Origin of the sequence: Mesorhizobium sp. Root552 (assembly GCF_001427285.1) — a bacterium.
In the GTDB taxonomy this organism is placed as follows: domain Bacteria; phylum Pseudomonadota; class Alphaproteobacteria; order Rhizobiales; family Rhizobiaceae; genus Mesorhizobium.
Window position 1 is genome coordinate 1 of sequence record NZ_LMFV01000003.1, and the last position, 17929, is coordinate 17929.

Sequence of the window (17929 nt, forward strand, 5' to 3'; positions counted from 1 at the left end):
CTGGGCGATGACCTGCTCGGTGGCAGGGTTCACAGTGTTGAAATAGCGGCCCGACAGGGGCTTCACGCGGCGACCGTCGATCAGCAGATCCTGCATCGCCAATGCAGTCATGTCATTCATGTTCGGCCTCCCGAAATACGTCCAGCCCTGTTGGACAGGTTCCTCACGTATAGGGTCGGCCAGCGGGAACGGCCTGTAAATATGATATTTTATGCAAGTGTAATAGGCACCCGACGTGACAATGCTTTTGCATTTCGCGTGTTTGACCCAACGTGAACCGTCGGTTTGAGGCCAGCCAATGTCGTGTACATGACCAGCGATTGCCACGGAATGCGACGAAAAAGCCCACCGCCAGCGACGCTGGGCAGTGGGCCGATTTCCTGGTTTCCGGACCGCACGATACCGGGGTATTGGCAGCCTGATTGAGTCAGTCGTTGAAGAAGCGGCCTTCCTTCACTTCCGCGACGTAGCCGGCGCGAATGGCGAAGTCGCCGAAATGCTCGCCCGGCAGGCGCTCGCGGGCAAAATGCGCGATCACCTTCGAAAGCAGGTCGAGGATGGCTTTCTCGCCGACATTTTCGAGCGCCATCTTGTTGAGGCGTTCACCATGGAAACCGCCGCCGAGATAAAGATTGTATTTGCCCGGCGCGCGGCCGGTCAGCGCGATCTCGGCAATATAAGGACGCGAACAGCCATTGGGGCAGCCGGTCATGCGGATGGTGATCGGTTCGTCGATCAGGCCATGCTCGGCCAGGATCGCCTCGATCTTGGTGACGAGATCGGGCAGATAGCGCTCGCTCTCCGCCATCGCCAGCCCGCAGGTCGGCAAGGCAACGCAGGCCATCGAATTGAGCCGCAGGCCACTGCCGGCCTGAAGCCCGTCGAGCTTGAACTCCTTCAACACCTTCTCAATCGCCGGCCGATCCTTCGGCGCAATGTCGGCAATGATCAGGTTCTGGTTCGGCGTGACGCGGAACATGCCCTTGTGGATGCGGGCCACTGCACGCAGGCCATCAAGCAAGGCCCGTTCGGGGAAGTTGCTGACCCGGCCGTTCTGGATGAACAGCGTGCAATGCTCGCGGCCATCCTCGCCGGTGGTCCAGCCGATCGGGTCGCCATTGGAGGTGAAGCTGTAGGGGCGGGCGGGTTCAAGTGCAAAGCCGAGCCGGTTTTCGATTTCCGTCGCGATCCAGTCCAGCCCCTTGTCATCGACGGTATATTTGAAGCGCGCGCGGCCGCGATCCAGGCGGTCGCCATAGTCGCGCTGCACCGCCATCACCGCGTCGCAGGTTTCCAGAACCTTGTCGGCGGGCACGAAGCCGATGACGCTGGCCAGCCGCGGGTAAGTCTGCGGCGCCTGGTCGGTGCGGCCCATGCCGCCGCCGATGGCAATGTTGAAACCGACGAGCTTGCCGTTGTCGACAATGGCGATGAAGCCGAGATCCTGCGCATAGACATCGATATCGTTGATCGGCGGAACGACGAAGCCGATCTTGAATTTCCGCGGCATATAGGTCTTGCCGTAAAGCGGCTCTTCCGGCCCGCTCACCGGCGTGCGCTCCTCGCCGTACCAGATTTCCTTGTAGGCGCCGGTCTTGGGAATGGCGTGGTCGCTGGCCTTCTTGGCCAAGGCATGAACCTCAGCGTGCAGGGCCGAGAGCTGCGGATTGATCGAGGCCATGACGCCGCGCGAATCGTCGCCGCACGCCGCCTTGGTATCGAGTAGCACGTCGCGCAACCCTTGGATCAGCGAGCGCAGGTTCTGCTTGTGGATGTAGTGGAACTGGAAGGTCTGGCGCGTCGTCAGCCTGAGCGATTCGCCGCCATAGGCGCGGCCAAGCTCATCCAGCTTCAGCCATTGCGCTGGCGACAGCACGCCGCCCGGCAGCCGCACCCGCGCCATGAAACGGTAGGCCGGTTCCAGCTTCTGGCGGCGGCGCTCGTCGCGGATATCGCGGTCGTCCTGCTGGTAGATGCCGTGGAACTTCATCAGCTTGATGTCGTTGCCCGGCACCGCCGCCGTCAGCTCCGCGTCGAGGCCGGCGGCGATGGTGCCGCGCAACTGGTCGCTGTTTGCCTTCAGCGTCTCGTCCGGGCCCAAGCGGTCGAGCGGTTGAGAGACATCGCGGCTGCGGTCTTTTTCAAGCAGGGTCATTACCGGCCTCAATAAACGTCGATCTGGTAGCGGTGGCTGCTCTTGAGCCCGGCGAGGTATTCGGCGGCGGCGGCCTTGCCGAGACCGCCCTGTTCACTCACGATCGACGCCAGCGTGGAATGCACGTCGGGTGCGAGCTTTGCCCCGTCGCCGCAGACATAGATGTGTGCGCCTTCCTCCAGCCATGCGTAGACATCGCGCGCCTGTTCAAGCAGCCGATGCTGGACATAGGTCTTTGCCGCGCCGTCGCGCGAGAAGGCGACGTTCATGCGGCTCAACACGCCGTCCTTGAGAAGCCCCTGCCATTCGGTCTGGTAGAGGAAGTCGCTATCGAAATTGCGCTCGCCGAAGAACAACCAGGATTTGCCCGACGCGCCCCGCGCCTCGCGCTCCTGCAAGAAGGCACGGTAGGGCGCAACGCCGGTACCGGCCCCAATCAGGATGATCGGGGCGTCGTCCGCCGGCAGCCGGAAATGCGGATTGGCCTGGACGTAGACGGGCAGTTCCGTGTCCGGTTCCGCATGGTGCGAGAAATGACCGGAAGCGACCCCGAAGCGCGGCTCGCCGTTAAGTTCATAGCGCACGGTGCTCACCGTCAGATGCACTTCGTCCGGGGCCGCCGAAAGGCTCGACGCAATCGAATAGAGGCGCGGCTGCAGAGGGCGCAGTCCTGCGGCGAATGTCTGGGCATCAACGCCCGCGACGGGGTACCGCCGCACAATGTCAACGACATGATTCGAACGAAGGAAGGCGGCGCGGGCTTCGACTGCGGCTTCACCGCGCAGGGCCTTCAGTTCTTCCGCACCGCTCACCTCGGCCCAATGGTCGATGAAACGCGGCGTCGCGGCAGTGATTTCCAGCGTTGAAGACAACGCTTCACCCAGCGTTGTGGCTCGGTCCTTGATGGCGAGGGTGGCGTCGGCGGAAAGCGACAATGCGGCGAGAAGTGCATCGACCGCAGCAGGGTCATTACGCGGCATCACGCCCAGGGCATCGCCCGGTTCGAAGGTGAGGCCCGAGCCGGCCAGCGACAGTTCGATGTGGCGCGTCTCCTTGCTCGAGCCTTTGCCGGTCAGCGCAAGGTTGTCGATGATCGTTGCAGTGAACGGTGTGCGCTTGTCATAGGCGGGCGCTGTCGCGGAAGCCGGAGTGGCGAAAGCGGCTGCTCGATTCGACTGACTGGCCGGCGTGGCGTCCGGCTTGATTTTCTCTACCGCCGCCTTGACCCAGCCGTCCGCCGGATCGTCGTAGTCGACATCGCAATCGACGCGCTCGTGCAGGCGCGATGCGCCAAGTTCGGCCAGGCGGGCATCGAGCCGCTTGCCGGCACCGCAGAAATATTCGTAGGTCGAATCGCCCAGCGCCAGCACGGCGTAACGGACGCCTTCGAGGCGCGGTGCCTTGCGGCTTTCCACGAATTCGAAAAAGCCGACCGCCGATAGCGGCGGCTCGCCTTCGCCATGCGTGCTGGTGATGACCAGGATGTCCTGCTCGTCCTTCAGTTTGCGCGGCTTGTATTCGGCCATGTCGGCAAGCACCGGCTCGACGCCTGCTTTGCGCGCGGCGTCGGCCAACAGCTTGGCAACGCCGGTGCTGTTTCCGGTTTCACTGCCGTAGAGGATGGTCAGCGTGCGGGTCGGGGCCGCGGCAGGCACCGCTGTCGTCGGCGCGTGGAGCGGGAAGGCCAGGTCGGAAGCGCCCGCGAAACCGCGCGCGCTATGTTCAATGCCGGCAAAATAGCCGCTGATCCAAAGCGCCTGGCCCGGATGCAGCGAAACCGCCAGCGTGCTCAGGCGTTCCCATTGCTCTGCCGTAAATCCCGGGCCGGGAAATTGAAGTGCCGTCATCTCGGTTCCTCCCTCGCCCGCGTGACAAAGCGATGCCCTGCCGCCGCACGGCGCGGCAGCTCGAACACATTGAAATCATGCGGTTTTGAAGTCTTTCGGCGGCAGAAATGACTCGGACCACGACGCCTGACAAACGAATGATATTGCTTCTACGGTGCAAGAAAATTGCAGTCAATTATTCTTGAAACGGGCGTTCTGCCGGGTGTCGGCCAGACGCATCAATCCTTCTAACAACAAGGGGCTGCTTGGATGAAATATGCGATCGGGCGGCTGAAATTTTTTTGCGCCGAAGCGCGGTTCCAGCCTCAAAATCAGGGTTGAAGGCTATCGACTGGGCGATTTTTGGCAAATTTGCCTTGTGCCGCAGGCTTCGTATGGCTTCCCGGAAGCGATCGCTACCGCGCTGCCATACCCGTCAGGTGACCGGCAAAGCAGGCAAGTCGGCGTGATTTCGCGATTTCCGACGTTCACTTATCTCCCCGCAGCAAGACAACGAAAAGCCTCCGCCCGGCAGCAAAAAGGAGCATTGCAGGGACGACCACCCACGTCCTGCACGCTCACTTCCGCTACCGGGCGGAGGACCTGCGCGGCAAAAGCCACGCTGACCTCACCCAGGACGATTCCGGGAAACCAGTTTCGCGTTTCCCGGAACCGCCCGAAGGCTATGGATCAGATACCTTTCAGGTATTCGACCAGGTCGGACTTGTTGCGCTGGCTGAGGTTCAGGCTGAACTGCTTGTCGTAGTGATTGACCACGTCGAGCAGGGAGGCGAAGCGGCCGTCATGGTAGAAGCCGCCCTTCTGGTGCGACCACAACCCTGCCAGCGGGGCCGTGCGGTACATATGCGTCGGAGAACGATCAGCCTGGAAGCTGTCGACGCCCATCTCTTCAGGCGTGTGCATATTGTAGCCCGGTTCGGTGAACAGCGGCGGCACGTGGCAGGTCGAGCACTTGCCGGCGCCCGAGAACACGGCCTCGCCGCGCTTGAAGGCGGCCTTGTCAAACGTTCCGGCCGGAGCCTTCGGTGCGGGCAGCGACAACTGGTAGAAATGAAGCGCCGCCAGCTTGCCCGTGGCATCGTCCGGCGAGTGGCGCGTATTGCCGGAACCCGACTTGGAGGCCACCGGATACTGCTTCTTGTCGTCAAAGCGATGGTCGACGAACGTTGCCATGCCGTGCATTTCGGTGCCGGCGACATAGGCGTTCCAATAGGTCACCGAGCCGGCGCCGGTCGATGTCGCAAGGTTGAAGCCGGCAAGGCCGAAGGCCGGCGGAATCATCGTCGCGGCAGCCTTGCCGTCGGGACGTAGCGCCTTGCCGTCCTTGTCGAGATAGGCGTCGTAGCGACCGGGGCCCCAGCTTGCCAACACCTTCTTGACCGTGTCGGCATCGACGCCGAGCAGGTCGGTGAAGGGCTTCAGGTTGGGCGCCAGCGAGACGATCGCGCCGACATTGAGGTCACGGTTGGCCCAGCCGTCGAGACGCTTGCCGATACCGGGCGCGAATGAATCGTCAACCGTCGAATGGCACAGCGAGCACTGGATGCCCATCGACTTGACGCTGCCATCCTTGTTCAGGAAAGCCTTGACACCAACGACCGCGTTCAGCTTCAGCAAAGCGAGCGTCGTTGCCGGATCGTCGAGATTGACCTTGCCAGCCGCGATCTTCCTCTTGAGAGCCTTTGGCAGCGCATCGGCATCGACCTTCAGGCCGACTGCCAGTGCCGTTTTTGGCGACACGCCGGGACCGACGCCACCGTTCTTTTCGCCGGCCACCGCCTTGTGCAGTTGTAGCGCATCGCCCCAGAAGGCCTCGCTGCCGAACGTGTCGTAGCGAAAGGTTTTCTTGCCTTGGTCAAGCATGGTACGTGCGTACTTGCCAGCCGCTGCGTCGTATCCGTCGACCTTGGCCGCAGTCGTCGCCCCGATGGCCACAACCATCCCAAGCGAAGCCGCCGTTCCTATCAGCAGAGCTTTCCGTTTCATGACACCCTCAGACATTCGAGTTCGTTGCCGTTACAGCGCCGCGCGTCTGGCTGGACGCGCAAAGGTCGCTGCAGATCTTTCAGTCGGCGCTCGATCCTTTCCGAAAGTCGATTTCGGTTCGGGTCATGCGCTGGAATCCAGCCGCATCCAGAATTTCAAAGGACACGCCAAATTCTAACGGGGATGGTTGCTTAGAGCGGAAGCATTGTCAGTTACCTTCGTAACAACCTGAATTTATTATTCGAATGAGATATCCGACATGGCTTCCAGTTTGTTCTTGTCGACCATGAGGACACCGCGCGTCGTGTACTGGACTACGCCGTTTCTTCTGAGACTATTCAAGGCAGTGGATATTCTTTCACGTCGCGCAACGACCATCTGCGCGATCTCTTCCTGCGTAAGGTAGATCGGTATCTCGACCATCTCGCCGGACTGCCGGCCGACCTTGCGGGCGAGAACCGACAGCACGTTGGCCAGCCGCCGCACCGTGCCGTCGGCGGCAAGGGTGTTGATCTGGCTGTAGGCGTCCTTGAGGGTGCGGCTGAAGATATCGATCATAGCCGTCATCATCGCCGGCTTTGCCGCCAGCAACTGCCTGATCTCGTGCAACGGCACCGCGACCACCTCGACCTTTTCCAGCGCGACAGCCCAATCCGGGCGCTCGGTCTCGGTCAGGCAAAGCTCACCGACGACGTCGCCCTGGCAGCGCAGGTCGTAGATGACGTCGCTGCCGCTCGATGTGGTGGCGCCCACCTTCACGAAGCCGCTCTTGATGAAGAAGAACAAGCGATCACGGTCGCCGACATTGTAGATCACGTCGTTCTTGCGGAAGGAGGTCAGCCGCCGGCTGGACAGAAATTCGGCGCAGTTGCCATGGCCGAACGCCGAACACAGGGCGTTCGAAATGGTTGCCTGGCGTCCCATCGCCATCTCAGCGGCCAGGCGGTCGCCGCGCTTGTTGATGAGTTCGGAAGATACGGCTTCGCACACGGCAAGTGTCATGAGGCACCCCGGATAGAGTTGCTGGACTTTTTTTGTGTACCGCCACACGATCGCTCAAGGCCGAAGCCGGACAGGCTGGTGCGCCGTGAAGGGAACGGCGCACCGATGGAAAGCCAGCCTGCGGCGGCTGTCGGAGGCTTTCCTTGCCTGCCGCGCGTCACAAGCCGACGCGTGGCTCCTGCATGCCTTCCCCGCAGTCCGTCGTGGCTACAGGGAAGGCGGGTCTGTCATCCGACGGCAGGCCTGCAACAGCGCAGGCAACCCGGAGCCGCCACTACTTGGCGGATACGATGATGCGGCCCTTCATGTTGGGGTGGAAGCGGCAGTAGTAGTCGATGGTGCCCGCCTCCGTCACAACGTAAGTTCCCGATTTCTTCGGCGGCAGCATGACTTCCCAGCCACCCTTTACCGTCGCGGTGTGCGCAAACGGATCGTTATTGACCCATTCGATGGTGTCACCGACCTTCGCCTGGACGTCGATCGGGTTGTAAACGAGCTTGTTGATCTGCACCTGGATGGTTTCGGCCTGCGCCGCAGCGCCGAAGAGGCCAAACGCCAACGTTGCCGCGATGAAAATGGACTGTCTCAATTTGCTGATTCCTAGCTTGTACCGGCGCAGTTCCGAGCGCTACGCCCGACCTGTCATCCGTTACTCATTGGATACGCGGTACTCAGAAACGTTCCCGGAAATCGCACGGCACGACCCGTCGGGTCATTCCGACAGGCCGAGGCGGCCAAGCACGGCGACGGTCAGGCGTTCGCAGCGCCGGCCCGCAAACGGGAAGGCATCGAGCAGGACGGGGCCGATCTGCGCATCGAGTTCCTTGCGCACAAGCTGCCGGGCGCGATGGAGCCGGGTCTTCACAGTCTCCGGCTTGACACCCAACAGTTCGGACGTCTCGTCGATGTTGAGCCCTTCGATGACGCGAGCGACGAACACAGTGCGGTAGACATCCGGCAAATTATCGGTTGCACGTTCGACGAGATTGAGGATTTGCCGTTGCGCCATGGTCCGTTCCGGATCGTCATTGCTGATATTGACTGGAAACTGAATGATGGTGGCTTCGGGCTGCCGGCTCGATTCCGGCACTTCGACCGAACGCCGTTTCTTGCGCATACGCCCAAGCGCCTCGTTGATGACGATGCGCGACAGCCATGTGGCAAGCGAGGAGTCGCCCCTGAAGCCATCGAGGTGCGAGAACGCGCGAACATAGCCCTCCTGGACAATATCCTCGGCTTCGCTGTCGTTGCGCACGATGCCTCGCGCCAGCCGGTAGAGCCGCTGGTTGTGCGTCTTCATGATTATGCGGAAGGCTGCCGCGTCCCGGGCGCGGGCCCGTTCCACGAGTTCAACGTCGCTCAGGCCGTCCGTGCTTCGCGCAAGGGGCTTGCCAACAGGTGCCATGGTTTCCTCCACGTTTTGGCAATTAGATGGCGCGGCCGAAAAAAGGTTCCCGTCATTGCGCGCCAGCAAATTCGGTGCCGGAAAAGGCTTCGCCGGGGAACCTTTTTGGCGTTAAATCATCCAAGCTCCCAGAACGTGCTCGCCTGATGAGCGCCCGTTTTTAAGAGGAAGCGCAACGATGTCATCACATGAGCCGCAGGAAACCGGACCCGACCTGACGCAAGGCGTCGCCATAGACGCCTTCGGCGAGAACGGACTTCTCCAGGGGCACGTCGATGGCGAGCCGGTGGTGCTTGCCCGCGTCGGCGAAGAAATCATGGCCGTCGGCGCCAACTGCACCCACTACGGCGCGCCGCTGGCGCACGGAATCGTGGTCGGCGATACGGTGCGCTGCCCCTGGCACCATGCCTGTTTCAGCCTGCGCACGGGCGAGGCGGTCAATGCACCCGCCTTCGATCCGCTGGCGCGCTGGAAAGTGGTGCGCACGGGCGACACTGTTTCGGTGAGCGACAAGCTGCCGGCGGTGGATGGCGTTGCCGCCGCGCCGGAGACTGGTGCGGCCGCCCACCCCGGGAAGATCGTCATCGTCGGTGGGGGCGCGGCAGGTTTTGCCGCCGCCGAGATGCTGCGCCGGCGCAGCTATGACGGCGAGCTTGCCATGATCAGCGCCGACGCCGACGCCCCCTACGACCGTCCCAACCTGTCCAAGGACTACCTCGCCGGCACGGCGGAGGAGGCATGGATACCGCTGCGTTCGGACGAGTTCTACAAGGACAACCGGATCGACCTCCATCTGTCGACCGCCATCGAACGCATCGACACGGACAAGCGTACCGTGATTGCCGAGGATGGCCGCGCCTTTGGCTATGACCGTCTGCTGCTGGCAACAGGAGCGGAGCCGATCCGCCTCAAGATTCCCGGCGTCGACCGCCCGCATGTCTTCATGCTTCGCTCGCTGGTCGACAGCCGCGCCATCATCGACAACATCCAGCATGCGAAGTCAGCGGTGGTTCTGGGCGCCGGCTTCATCGGCCTGGAGGTTGCGGCAGCCTTGCGCAACCGTGGCCTTGGCGTCCATGTCGTGACGCAGGACAGCCGGCCGTTCGAGCACATCCTCGGTCCCGATCTCGGCGACTTCATCCGCGGCGTCCACGAAGAGCACGGCGTCAAGTTCCATCTCGACACGACGATCGGCACCATCAACGACAAGACGGTGATCCTGACGAACGGCCGCGAGATAGCGGCCGACATCGTCATCATTGGGGTTGGCGTCAGGCCGCGCGTCGAACTGGCCAGCACGTCCGGCCTCACCGTCGACCAAGGCATCGTCGTCAATGAATATCTCGAGACGAATGTGCCCGGCGTCTTCGCCGCAGGCGACGCGGCGCGGTGGCACGATGTCGCCAGCGAACAGTCGCGGCGCGTCGAGCACTGGGTCGTCGCCCAGCGGCAGGGGCAGATCGCTGCCGAGAACATGCTGGGCTTCGAGCGGCCGTTCCTGAGCGTGCCGTTCTTCTGGAGCGCGCACTACGACGTCACCATCCGCTACACCGGCTACACCCGCTCGTGGGACGACATCGAGATCGAAGGCAGCCTTGCCGACCGCGACTGCATCATCAGCTACAAGATCGCAGGCAAGGTCGTCGCCGTCGCCGCAATCGGGCGGGATGCGCAATCCCTAGCCTGCGAAGCTTCGATGGGCGGTGAAGCCGCAGCCTGATACCCGGGCGTTTTACGGTTGGCTGGAAACGCTCCAAAGCGTGTCGCGATCTTTCAGATTCGCTTGGCACGCTTTGGCTCCTTGATTTTATGCCTGTCTTTATCCCGAAACCGGTTCCCGCTTTCGGGAGACATGCATCAAGAGGCGACGCGCGGCCTTCCGGTCGCCGTCGCCACGACGAAGGCTTCCACGAAACTGCGCTCGCCCTCGATCGTCGCAACCTTGATGTCGCGGGCTATCTCGATGCGGGCCTGGTCGGTTCCGGCCCGCTCGGCAAGCACGGCAGCCATCTCGCGGATATGCGCCTCGGCTGCCGCCATCGCTTCTTCCTCGGTCTCGAAATCATCGAGCCTTTCGCCGGCATTGACCCTGAACAGTCCGATCTCCGGCTGGCTGACGCGCGCCTCGGCCGACATGCGCACCTGCCCGACAACCGCACCCAGCGCATTGGCGACATCGGCGTCGCGGGCGATCTCGCAGTCGTTGCCGATCAGGGCGGGCAGCTTGGCATAGTGGAGATGGGCGGAGGCGCCGAGGCCGATCACCGGGCGGTCCAGCGCAATCGACAGGCGCGCCATGCCACCCTCCTTGTTGATGGCCCGCTGGACGAGAACGTTGGCAACGGAGACATCAGCCTCAAGGCCATCTTCGGCAAACACCGTCTCGATCATGGTTTCGGCGGAGCGGCGGGTGACGGCGGCAAGCACCATTTCCGAGAAATCGTCCCCGCTCTCGGCAATCGTCTGGCCCTGGCCGTTGCGGCGGCGGGCAAGAAGCTCAGCACCGAGCCTGGCTGCTTCGGCGTTCCAGTTCGCCTGCCGGCCAAGCGCGTGCGCCGCGTCAGACGGCGTGAAGCCGACGATATGGGCCAACCCGCGCGCGACGAGACGGTTGAGCGTCGCGATCTGCGACGTGGAAGCCAGCAGCCGGTCGAGCGGGGCAGGTTCTGACGTCAGCTCCGCATAAAGCCTGGCTTCGGTGTTCGAAAGGCCGGAAGCCAGCCGCTCGGGCACGCCGGTGCGCATGGCAAAGCGGCCGTCGAGCCTGCTCGTGGTCGGGCTCAGCAACTGCCGGTTCAGGCCTTTGGCGATGATCTCGCCATGCTTGACGGCGGCGAGCGACAGAGGCACGAGCCGGCGCGGGCCGAGCACGATGGTCGTTACCAGCGAATGATCCTTGAGCGCGACCTCGGAATCACCGCCGAGGCCGAAGGTGCGCATGGCTACCGCTTCGACCATGGTGCGCATGCCGCCGACGGTCGCGCCGTCGGGATCGAGCCTGAGCCTGCCGCCGTCGAGCACGGCAATATCGGTCGTCGTACCGCCGATATCCGAAACGACCGCGTTGTCGAAGCCGGTCATGTGGCGCGCGCCGACAAGGCTTGCCGCCGGGCCGGACAGTATGGTTTCGATCGGACGCGAGCGGGCGAACTCGGCCGTAACCAGCGCACCATCGCCGCGCACCACCATCAACGGCGCCGCGATACCGCGCTTGTGCAGGAAGCCCTCTGTGGCATCGACCAGCCGGTCGATCATCGAAATGAGCCGTGCATTGAGCAGCGTCGTCAGCGCGCGCCGAGGACCGCCGAGTTTCGACGTCAGTTCGTGCGAGCAGGTGGCGGGAAGACGCGTGCGCTCGCGGATCAGCTTGCGGGCGGCGATTTCATGTTCCGGGTTGCGTACGGCGAAATAGGCGGCGACCGCCACGCCCGATACCGTCTCGTCCAGTGTGGACAGCGCCGCCTCGAGCGGTTCCAGCGAAAGCTCGCTGGCGTTGCCGTGGACGTCATGGCCGCCGGTGCAGAAAATCACGGGATCGGAGCCCAGCGCGCCGGAGAGGCCGTTGCGGGAAAGATCGTCTTCGCCAAAACCGATCATGACCAGCGCGACCCGACCGCCCTGGCCCTCGACCAGCGCGTTGGTGGCAAGCGTCGTCGACATCGAGACAAGCTTGATTGTGCCGGGCTCGATGGCAGCCTCTGCCAGCACCGCATCGACAGCGCCGGCAATGCCCTCGGCGAGATCATGGCGCGTGGTCAGGGACTTCGCCTTGGCCACGATGCCCGTCGTCTCGGACCACAAGACGGCGTCGGTGTAGGTGCCGCCCGTGTCGATGCCAAGGTAAAGCGAAGATGCCTGCAATGCCTGAACTGTCATTTCCGGTCGGCCATCCCTATCCGCAAGCAAGTGACCGTCGTCCTGCCATCCTGCCCGGCAATGAACGCACAGGTCCGCTCACTGGATTTGACGGCACTCGATGACACGGCAAAACTCTGCTTTGCAGCAACCAGCGGTCCAACCTGTTGCAGGATGGAGCGCGACGGCCAGACCCATCGCCCGCACATTGGAATAATGCAAGCGAAATTTATTGCGGTTTCAAGGCAATAATCTTGCGTTGAACCGCCGCCATCCGGCGTCGCAACACAGGCTTTCCACGCGCATTTTTTCATGCAGACTTGAGGGGCGGAACGCCCGCGAACGGCGAGCCGGCACACCGGATCGCCATGCGCCAAGCGCGGCTGCCACGACAATGCAGTGCGAAAGCAACTAGATAATGCGGCCCGGCGGTTCCGTTTTCACCGGGCTCACAATGCAGGAAAGACATGCAAGTGACGACGGGCTGGAACGATCTTAGCAAGGAAGAACAAACTGCACTCAAGCGCCTGAACCGCGGCCCCTACCCTGAACTGGACAAGACGCTGGGCCAAAGGCTGATTGAACTTGGTCTGGTGGAAGACAGGCCGCGCGGCATCGGCATCAACCGGGCCGGACGCGAACTGGTCATCGGCACCTTGCTTGCGGCACGCGACGCGCAACCTTCGGAAGACTGACTTTCCGAGGTCCGGTCGGCATCCCGGACACGCCCTACCGCACGACTTCCTCAAGTCCGCGCAACGCGTCCTGTATGTCGGTGCGTGCTTCGGCAGGTTCCGGGTAGACGGCATAGGCGGGATAGGTGAATTCGGGCGCACCCTCGACGAGTTCGAGTTCGCCCGATTCCAGATGAGGGGCGATGACGCCCTTGCGGAAATACCCCATGCCGCCGGCGCGCAGAATATAGCTCAGGCCGAGCGGGCCGAGGCCGACAAGAAGGCCCGGTTCGCCAAACGTCGCCGATCCGGAATCGTGCTGGGCCGCGAAAAGCGGGCCCCAGTCGACATAGACATAATCCTTGGAACTGGTGGCCTCGGTGTCTTTGCTGCGCACCAGCACCAGTTGTTCCTCCTCGAGAAGCTCGACCCTGAAGCCCGGCAGCAGCTTCGGGGCGTAGAGCACGGCGATGTCCAGAACACCGGTCCTCAGTTGTTCCAGCAACTGGTCGGGCACGCCGACATGAGCGTGAATGGCGATCTCCGGCTTGGACTTCTTCATCCACACCAGCCAGTCGAGCAGGAGCGGGTTCCACAGGCTGAGTTCGCCGCCGAGCGCCACCACGCTCGTGCGCCCGCTAGGTATCGCAAGCTGGTGGCGGGCGCGCTCCCAGATCTGCACGAACGACTGGGCGAAGCGCTCGAACTCCCGCCCCGCCGGCGTCAGGTGGGCGCCGTTGCGGTTGCGCACGAACAACTGCCGGCCAAGCTCCTCCTCGAGCGTGCGAATGCGAGCGCTGACCGTGGTCTGCGTTACGAAAAGCCGTTCCGCCGCACGCAGGAAGCTGCCGGAATGCACGATTTCAAGGAACGTGCGCGCTCGATCAATATCCACACCAACCCCCATTTAGTGCAATAATATTGCGTCAATGAAGCATTTAATTCCGTTTGCGTTCTGCTTTCAAGCGGCGCACCGTCGCATGTGAGGTGGGGCGGGCCGAGGCCTGTACGAAGGGCCGCGACGGCGGCATGAACGGAGCGCATATGGCAGACAAGCGAACGGGAACACCCGAGCCTGGCGCCTATGCGTCGCCGCCGTGCTTCATGCACGAAGTATCGGAAGATGGTGTGAACGGCACCGCCCCCAGGCAGGAGGGCTGGACGGATGTGGCGCGCTGGCGCACCGCCGAACGCAAACGCCTGATCGCAGCACGGCTGGCGCTCAGCGCCGAAGAACGGCAGGCGCGTTCAGATCGCATCGCGGCGACGCTCGACCGTATCGTCGGCAAGGTCAGCGGGCGCATCATCAGCAGCTATTGGCCGTTCAGGGGCGAGCCGGACCTGCGCAACTGGTCGATCCGCATCATCGAGCGCGGCGGGCGGATCGCCTTGCCGGTCGTCATCCGAAAGGGGTGGCCGCTGGAGTTCCGCATCTGGTCGCCCGGCGATCCGCTGGAACGCGGCCTCATGAACATACTGGTTCCATCGCGCGGCCCATCCGTGCAGCCGGACGTGGCCATAGCGCCGGTGGTCGGCTTCGACGCAGCCAACTTCCGGCTTGGCTATGGCGGCGGCTTCTTCGACCGCACGCTGGCCGCCATGCCGCGGCGCGCATTCGTCATCGGCGTGGGCGCCGCCGAAAGCAGGCTCGCCACGATCTACCCACAACCCCACGACATCGCATTGGACGCCATCGTTACGGATGAATGACAACAAAGCAGGCTCGGTCTCCCCCGACCCGTGACGACAGGTTCAACCACCCGCCACCCGCAGAGACCGCAAGCCTGCCAACTTGAAAGGCAGATGAGAAACTATGTCCCACACCACGACCGCCGAGGCTGACCATAGCCCCGGCTTCATTGGCCGCTGGCTATTTTCGACCAACCACAAGGATATCGGGACGCTCTATCTGGCGTTCTCGCTCCTTGCCGGAATCCTCGGAACCGGTCTGTCGGTCCTGCTCAGAATGGAACTGCAGGAACCGGGCATGCAGATTTTTGCCGATCCCGCCTACTACAACGTCGTGGTCAGTGCGCATGGGCTGGTCATGATCTTCTTCGTCATCATGCCAGCACTGATCGGCGGCTTCGGCAACTGGATGGTGCCCATCATGATCGGTGCACCGGACATGGCCTTCCCGCGCATGAACAACATCTCGTTCTGGCTGCTGGTCGTCTCGCTGATCCTGTTCGTCACCTCCATGTTCGTGCCGGGAGCTCCCGGCTCGCTCGGCCACGGTGGCGGCTGGACGCTCTACCCGCCCTTCTCCACCGACGGCCAGCCAGGTCCCGCCGTGGATCTCGTGATCCTGTCGATCCACCTGTCCGGCGCGTCCTCGATCCTCGGCGCGATCAACTTCATCACCACGATCCTCAACATGCGCGCGCCCGGCATGACCATGCACAAGATGCCGCTGTTCGCCTGGGGCATGCTGATTACCGCCTTCATGCTGCTTTTGTCGCTGCCAGTGCTCGCTGGTGCGGTCACCATGCTTCTGACCGACCGCAATTTCGGCACGACCTTCTTCCAACCGGCCGGCGGCGGCGATCCGATCCTCTACCAGCATCTGTTCTGGTTCTTCGGCCATCCTGAAGTCTACATCATGATCCTGCCCGGCTTCGGTATCATCAGTCACGTCATCTCGACCTTCTCCAGGAAGCCGATCTTCGGCTATCTCGGCATGGCCTACGCCATGGTGGCGATCGGCGGGATCGGCTTCGTCGTGTGGGCGCACCACATGTTCACGGTCGGCCTGTCGGTCGATTCGCAGCGCTACTTCGCCTTCGCCTCCATGGTGATTGCGGTTCCAACCGGCGTGAAGGTGTTTTCCTGGCTGGCCACGATGTGGGGCGGCTCGATCGAGTTCAAGACGCCGATGCTGTTTGCAACCGGCTTCGTGCTGCTGTTCACCATCGGCGGCGTGACTGGCGTGCAGCTCGCCAATCCGAGCCTCGACCGTCCTTTCCAGGACACGTACTATGTCATCGCCCACTTCCACTACGTGCTGTCGCTGGGCGCGGCCTTCGCCATCTTCGCCGGCTTCTACTACTGGTTCCCGAAGATGAGCGGCTACATGTACAATGAGGCGCTCGGCAAGCTGCATTTCTGGACGATGTTCATTGGCGTCAACCTGGTGTTCTTCCCGCAGCACTTCCTCGGCCTTGCCGGCATGCCGCGCCGCTATGCCGACTATCCCGATGCCTATGCCGGCTGGAACTACATCTCCTCGGTCGGCTCCTACATCGCGGCTGCCGGCCTGCTGATCTTCTTCCTGATGATCCTGGAGGCCTTCAACCGCAAGCGCGTTGCCGCCGCCAATCCGTGGGGCGCCGGCGCCACGACGCTCGAGTGGACACTGTCGTCGCCACCGCCCTACCACCAGTTCCAGCAACTGCCGCTGATCCGCTGACGAAAGCGATATCGACGAGCCGCTTCGACGGAGGGCAAGGTTTTGCCCTCCGTTTCTGCTTCGGGGAAGGACAAAGGCCGGGCGAACGCGACGTCAGCCCCGAGCCCCTTCCATTCCGTCTGGCGAAGCGGCATACTTCGGCCACTTCAACTTGTTCTGGTGATTGATGCCGCCTGCAAAAAAGGAAATTCGCCCGAAACGCGCCCGCACTCCCGCATTCGTCAAGAACCTGCGCGGAGTCAAAAACTGGAGAGAAGCCACAGACTGGCTTGAGTGGCGCGGCATCGAAGACATCGAGTGCATCACCCCGGACCAGGCCGGTGTCGCCCGCGGCAAGATGATGCCGTCGAAGAAATTCACGTCCAACACTTCGCTTGCCCTGCCTTCGGCCGTGTTCATGGCAACCATTTCCGGCGGTTACCCGGAGGATGGCAACGGCTTCGTCTATCCGGAAGATGACGGCGACCTCAAGCTCCTGCCCGACCTGTCGACGCTGACCGTCGTGCCGTGGGAGGAAGACCCGACGGCTGCCGTGATCTGCGATCTGGTGCACCAGGACGGGCGTTCGGTCGAGTTCACGCCGCGCAACGTGTTGAAGCGCGTTCTTGCCGCCTACGACAAGCGCGGCTTGCGGCCGGTCGTCGCGCCGGAAATCGAGTTCTATCTCGTTCATAAGAACCCCGACCCCGACTATCCGCTGACACCTCCTGTCGGACGTTCGGGCCGCGCCATCGGCGGCGGCGCCGGCTATTCCATCGCCGGCGTCAACGAGTTCGATGAACTGATCGACGACATCTACCACTTTTCCGAAAGTCAGGGCCTCGAGATCGACACGCTGATCCACGAGGAGGGTGCCGGCCAGCTCGAAATCAACCTGCGCCACGGCGACCCGGTCGAACTTGCGGACCAGGTGTTCATGTTCAAGCGCACCATTCGCGAGGCGGCGCTCAAGCACAACATCTATGCCACCTTCATGGCAAAGCCTATCCAGGGGCAACCCGGCTCGGCCATGCACATCCACCAGTCGATCATCGACAAGAAGACCGGCAAGAACATCTTCACCGCCGAGGATGGCTCGGAAACCGACGCCTTCTTCCATTTCATCGGCGGCATGCAGAAACATGTGCCGAATGCGCTGGTCATGTTCGCGCCCTACGTCAACTCCTACCGGCGGCTGACGCAGGCGGCGTCCGCGCCGGTCAACAACAAGTGGGGCTACGACAACCGCACCACGGCTTTCCGGGTGCCGCGCTCGGACCCCGCGGCGCGACGCGTCGAAAACCGCATTCCTTCCTCGGATGCCAATCCTTATCTGGCGCTGGCGGCGTCGCTGGCCTGCGGCCTCATCGGCATGACCACCAAGGTCAAGCCTGAGCCGCCGATCCTGACCACCGCAAACGAGGACGAGATCGACCTGCCGCGCGGGCTGCTCGAAGCCGTCGACCTGTTCGAGGGCGACGAGGCACTGTGCGAGATGCTGGGCATGACCTTCGCCACCACCTATGCGGCGATCAAGCGGGCGGAGTTCGAAACCTTCATGGAAGTCATCAGCCCGTGGGAACGGGAGTATCTGCTGCTGAATGTGTGATTTAGGGC

Annotated in this window: 12 protein-coding genes and 1 pseudogene; 5 read left to right on the forward strand and 8 right to left on the reverse strand. The window is 62.8% G+C overall.

Features of this window, described 5'->3' with window-relative positions; all coding sequences use genetic code 11:
• Positions 1-427: 427 nt before the first annotated feature.
• The 6 genes from ASD50_RS01800 to ASD50_RS01825 all read right to left on the reverse strand — a co-directional run bounded on the left by ASD50_RS01800 (position 428) and on the right by ASD50_RS01825 (position 8395).
• Entirely contained in the window at positions 428-2155 is a 1728-nt protein-coding gene (locus ASD50_RS01800; protein ID WP_056235112.1) for an NADPH-dependent assimilatory sulfite reductase hemoprotein subunit, read from the reverse strand.
• An 8-nt stretch (positions 2156-2163) separates the two neighbouring features.
• Positions 2164-4002 carry an assimilatory sulfite reductase (NADPH) flavoprotein subunit gene (locus ASD50_RS01805; RefSeq protein WP_056235115.1) on the reverse strand — a complete coding sequence of 613 codons (1839 nt, stop codon included), beginning with the start codon at positions 4000-4002 and terminating at the stop codon, positions 2164-2166.
• A gap of 669 nt (positions 4003-4671) precedes the next feature.
• Complete coding sequence (locus tag ASD50_RS01810) at positions 4672-5988, reverse strand: hypothetical protein (protein ID WP_056235120.1); 1317 nt, start codon at positions 5986-5988, stop codon at positions 4672-4674.
• A 237-nt stretch (positions 5989-6225) separates the two neighbouring features.
• Complete coding sequence (locus ASD50_RS01815; RefSeq protein WP_056235124.1) at positions 6226-6990, reverse strand: Crp/Fnr family transcriptional regulator; 765 nt, start codon at positions 6988-6990, stop codon at positions 6226-6228.
• 274 nt (positions 6991-7264) lie between these two features.
• Positions 7265-7579: a cupredoxin family copper-binding protein gene (locus ASD50_RS01820; RefSeq protein WP_056235129.1), complete on the reverse strand. Its 315-nt coding sequence runs from the start codon at positions 7577-7579 to the stop codon at positions 7265-7267.
• Positions 7580-7702: 123 nt separating this feature from the next.
• Positions 7703-8395, reverse strand: coding sequence for an RNA polymerase sigma factor (locus tag ASD50_RS01825; RefSeq protein WP_056235308.1), 693 nt, complete (start codon positions 8393-8395; stop codon positions 7703-7705).
• Between the two features lie 178 nt (positions 8396-8573).
• On the opposite strand from ASD50_RS01825, the gene ASD50_RS01830 reads away from it, so the two are divergent.
• A complete protein-coding gene (locus ASD50_RS01830) occupies positions 8574-10115 on the forward strand; it encodes an FAD-dependent oxidoreductase (protein ID WP_056235134.1) in 1542 nt (513 codons plus the stop codon).
• Positions 10116-10252: 137 nt separating this feature from the next.
• Here the strand turns inward: ASD50_RS01830 and ASD50_RS01835 are convergent, their stop codons facing one another.
• Positions 10253-12271, reverse strand: coding sequence for a hydantoinase/oxoprolinase N-terminal domain-containing protein (locus tag ASD50_RS01835; protein WP_056235139.1), 2019 nt, complete (start codon positions 12269-12271; stop codon positions 10253-10255).
• Between the two features lie 446 nt (positions 12272-12717).
• On the opposite strand from ASD50_RS01835, the gene ASD50_RS01840 reads away from it, so the two are divergent.
• Positions 12718-12945: a hypothetical protein gene (locus ASD50_RS01840; RefSeq protein WP_056235142.1), complete on the forward strand. Its 228-nt coding sequence runs from the start codon at positions 12718-12720 to the stop codon at positions 12943-12945.
• Between the two features lie 34 nt (positions 12946-12979).
• On the opposite strand, the gene ASD50_RS01845 is transcribed toward ASD50_RS01840, so the two are convergent.
• On the reverse strand, positions 12980-13819 hold the full coding sequence (locus ASD50_RS01845; protein ID WP_056235311.1) for a LysR family transcriptional regulator: 840 nt from the start codon (positions 13817-13819) through the stop codon (positions 12980-12982).
• Positions 13820-13968: 149 nt separating this feature from the next.
• Here ASD50_RS01845 and ASD50_RS01850 point away from each other — a divergent pair, with 149 nt between their 5' ends.
• The 3 genes and pseudogenes from ASD50_RS01850 (at position 13969) to ASD50_RS01860 (ending at position 17921) form a co-directional block, all read left to right on the forward strand.
• Positions 13969-14634 (forward strand): 5-formyltetrahydrofolate cyclo-ligase, encoded by a 666-nt coding sequence (locus ASD50_RS01850; RefSeq protein ID WP_244484398.1) that lies wholly within the window; start codon positions 13969-13971, stop codon positions 14632-14634.
• Positions 14635-14767: 133 nt separating this feature from the next.
• A pseudogene (ctaD, locus tag ASD50_RS01855) lies at positions 14768-16333 on the forward strand (cytochrome c oxidase subunit I); the annotation flags it as partial.
• 166 nt (positions 16334-16499) lie between these two features.
• Entirely contained in the window at positions 16500-17921 is a 1422-nt protein-coding gene (locus tag ASD50_RS01860) for a glutamine synthetase family protein (RefSeq protein WP_056235150.1), read from the forward strand.
• The last annotated feature ends 8 nt before the right edge of the window (positions 17922-17929 follow it).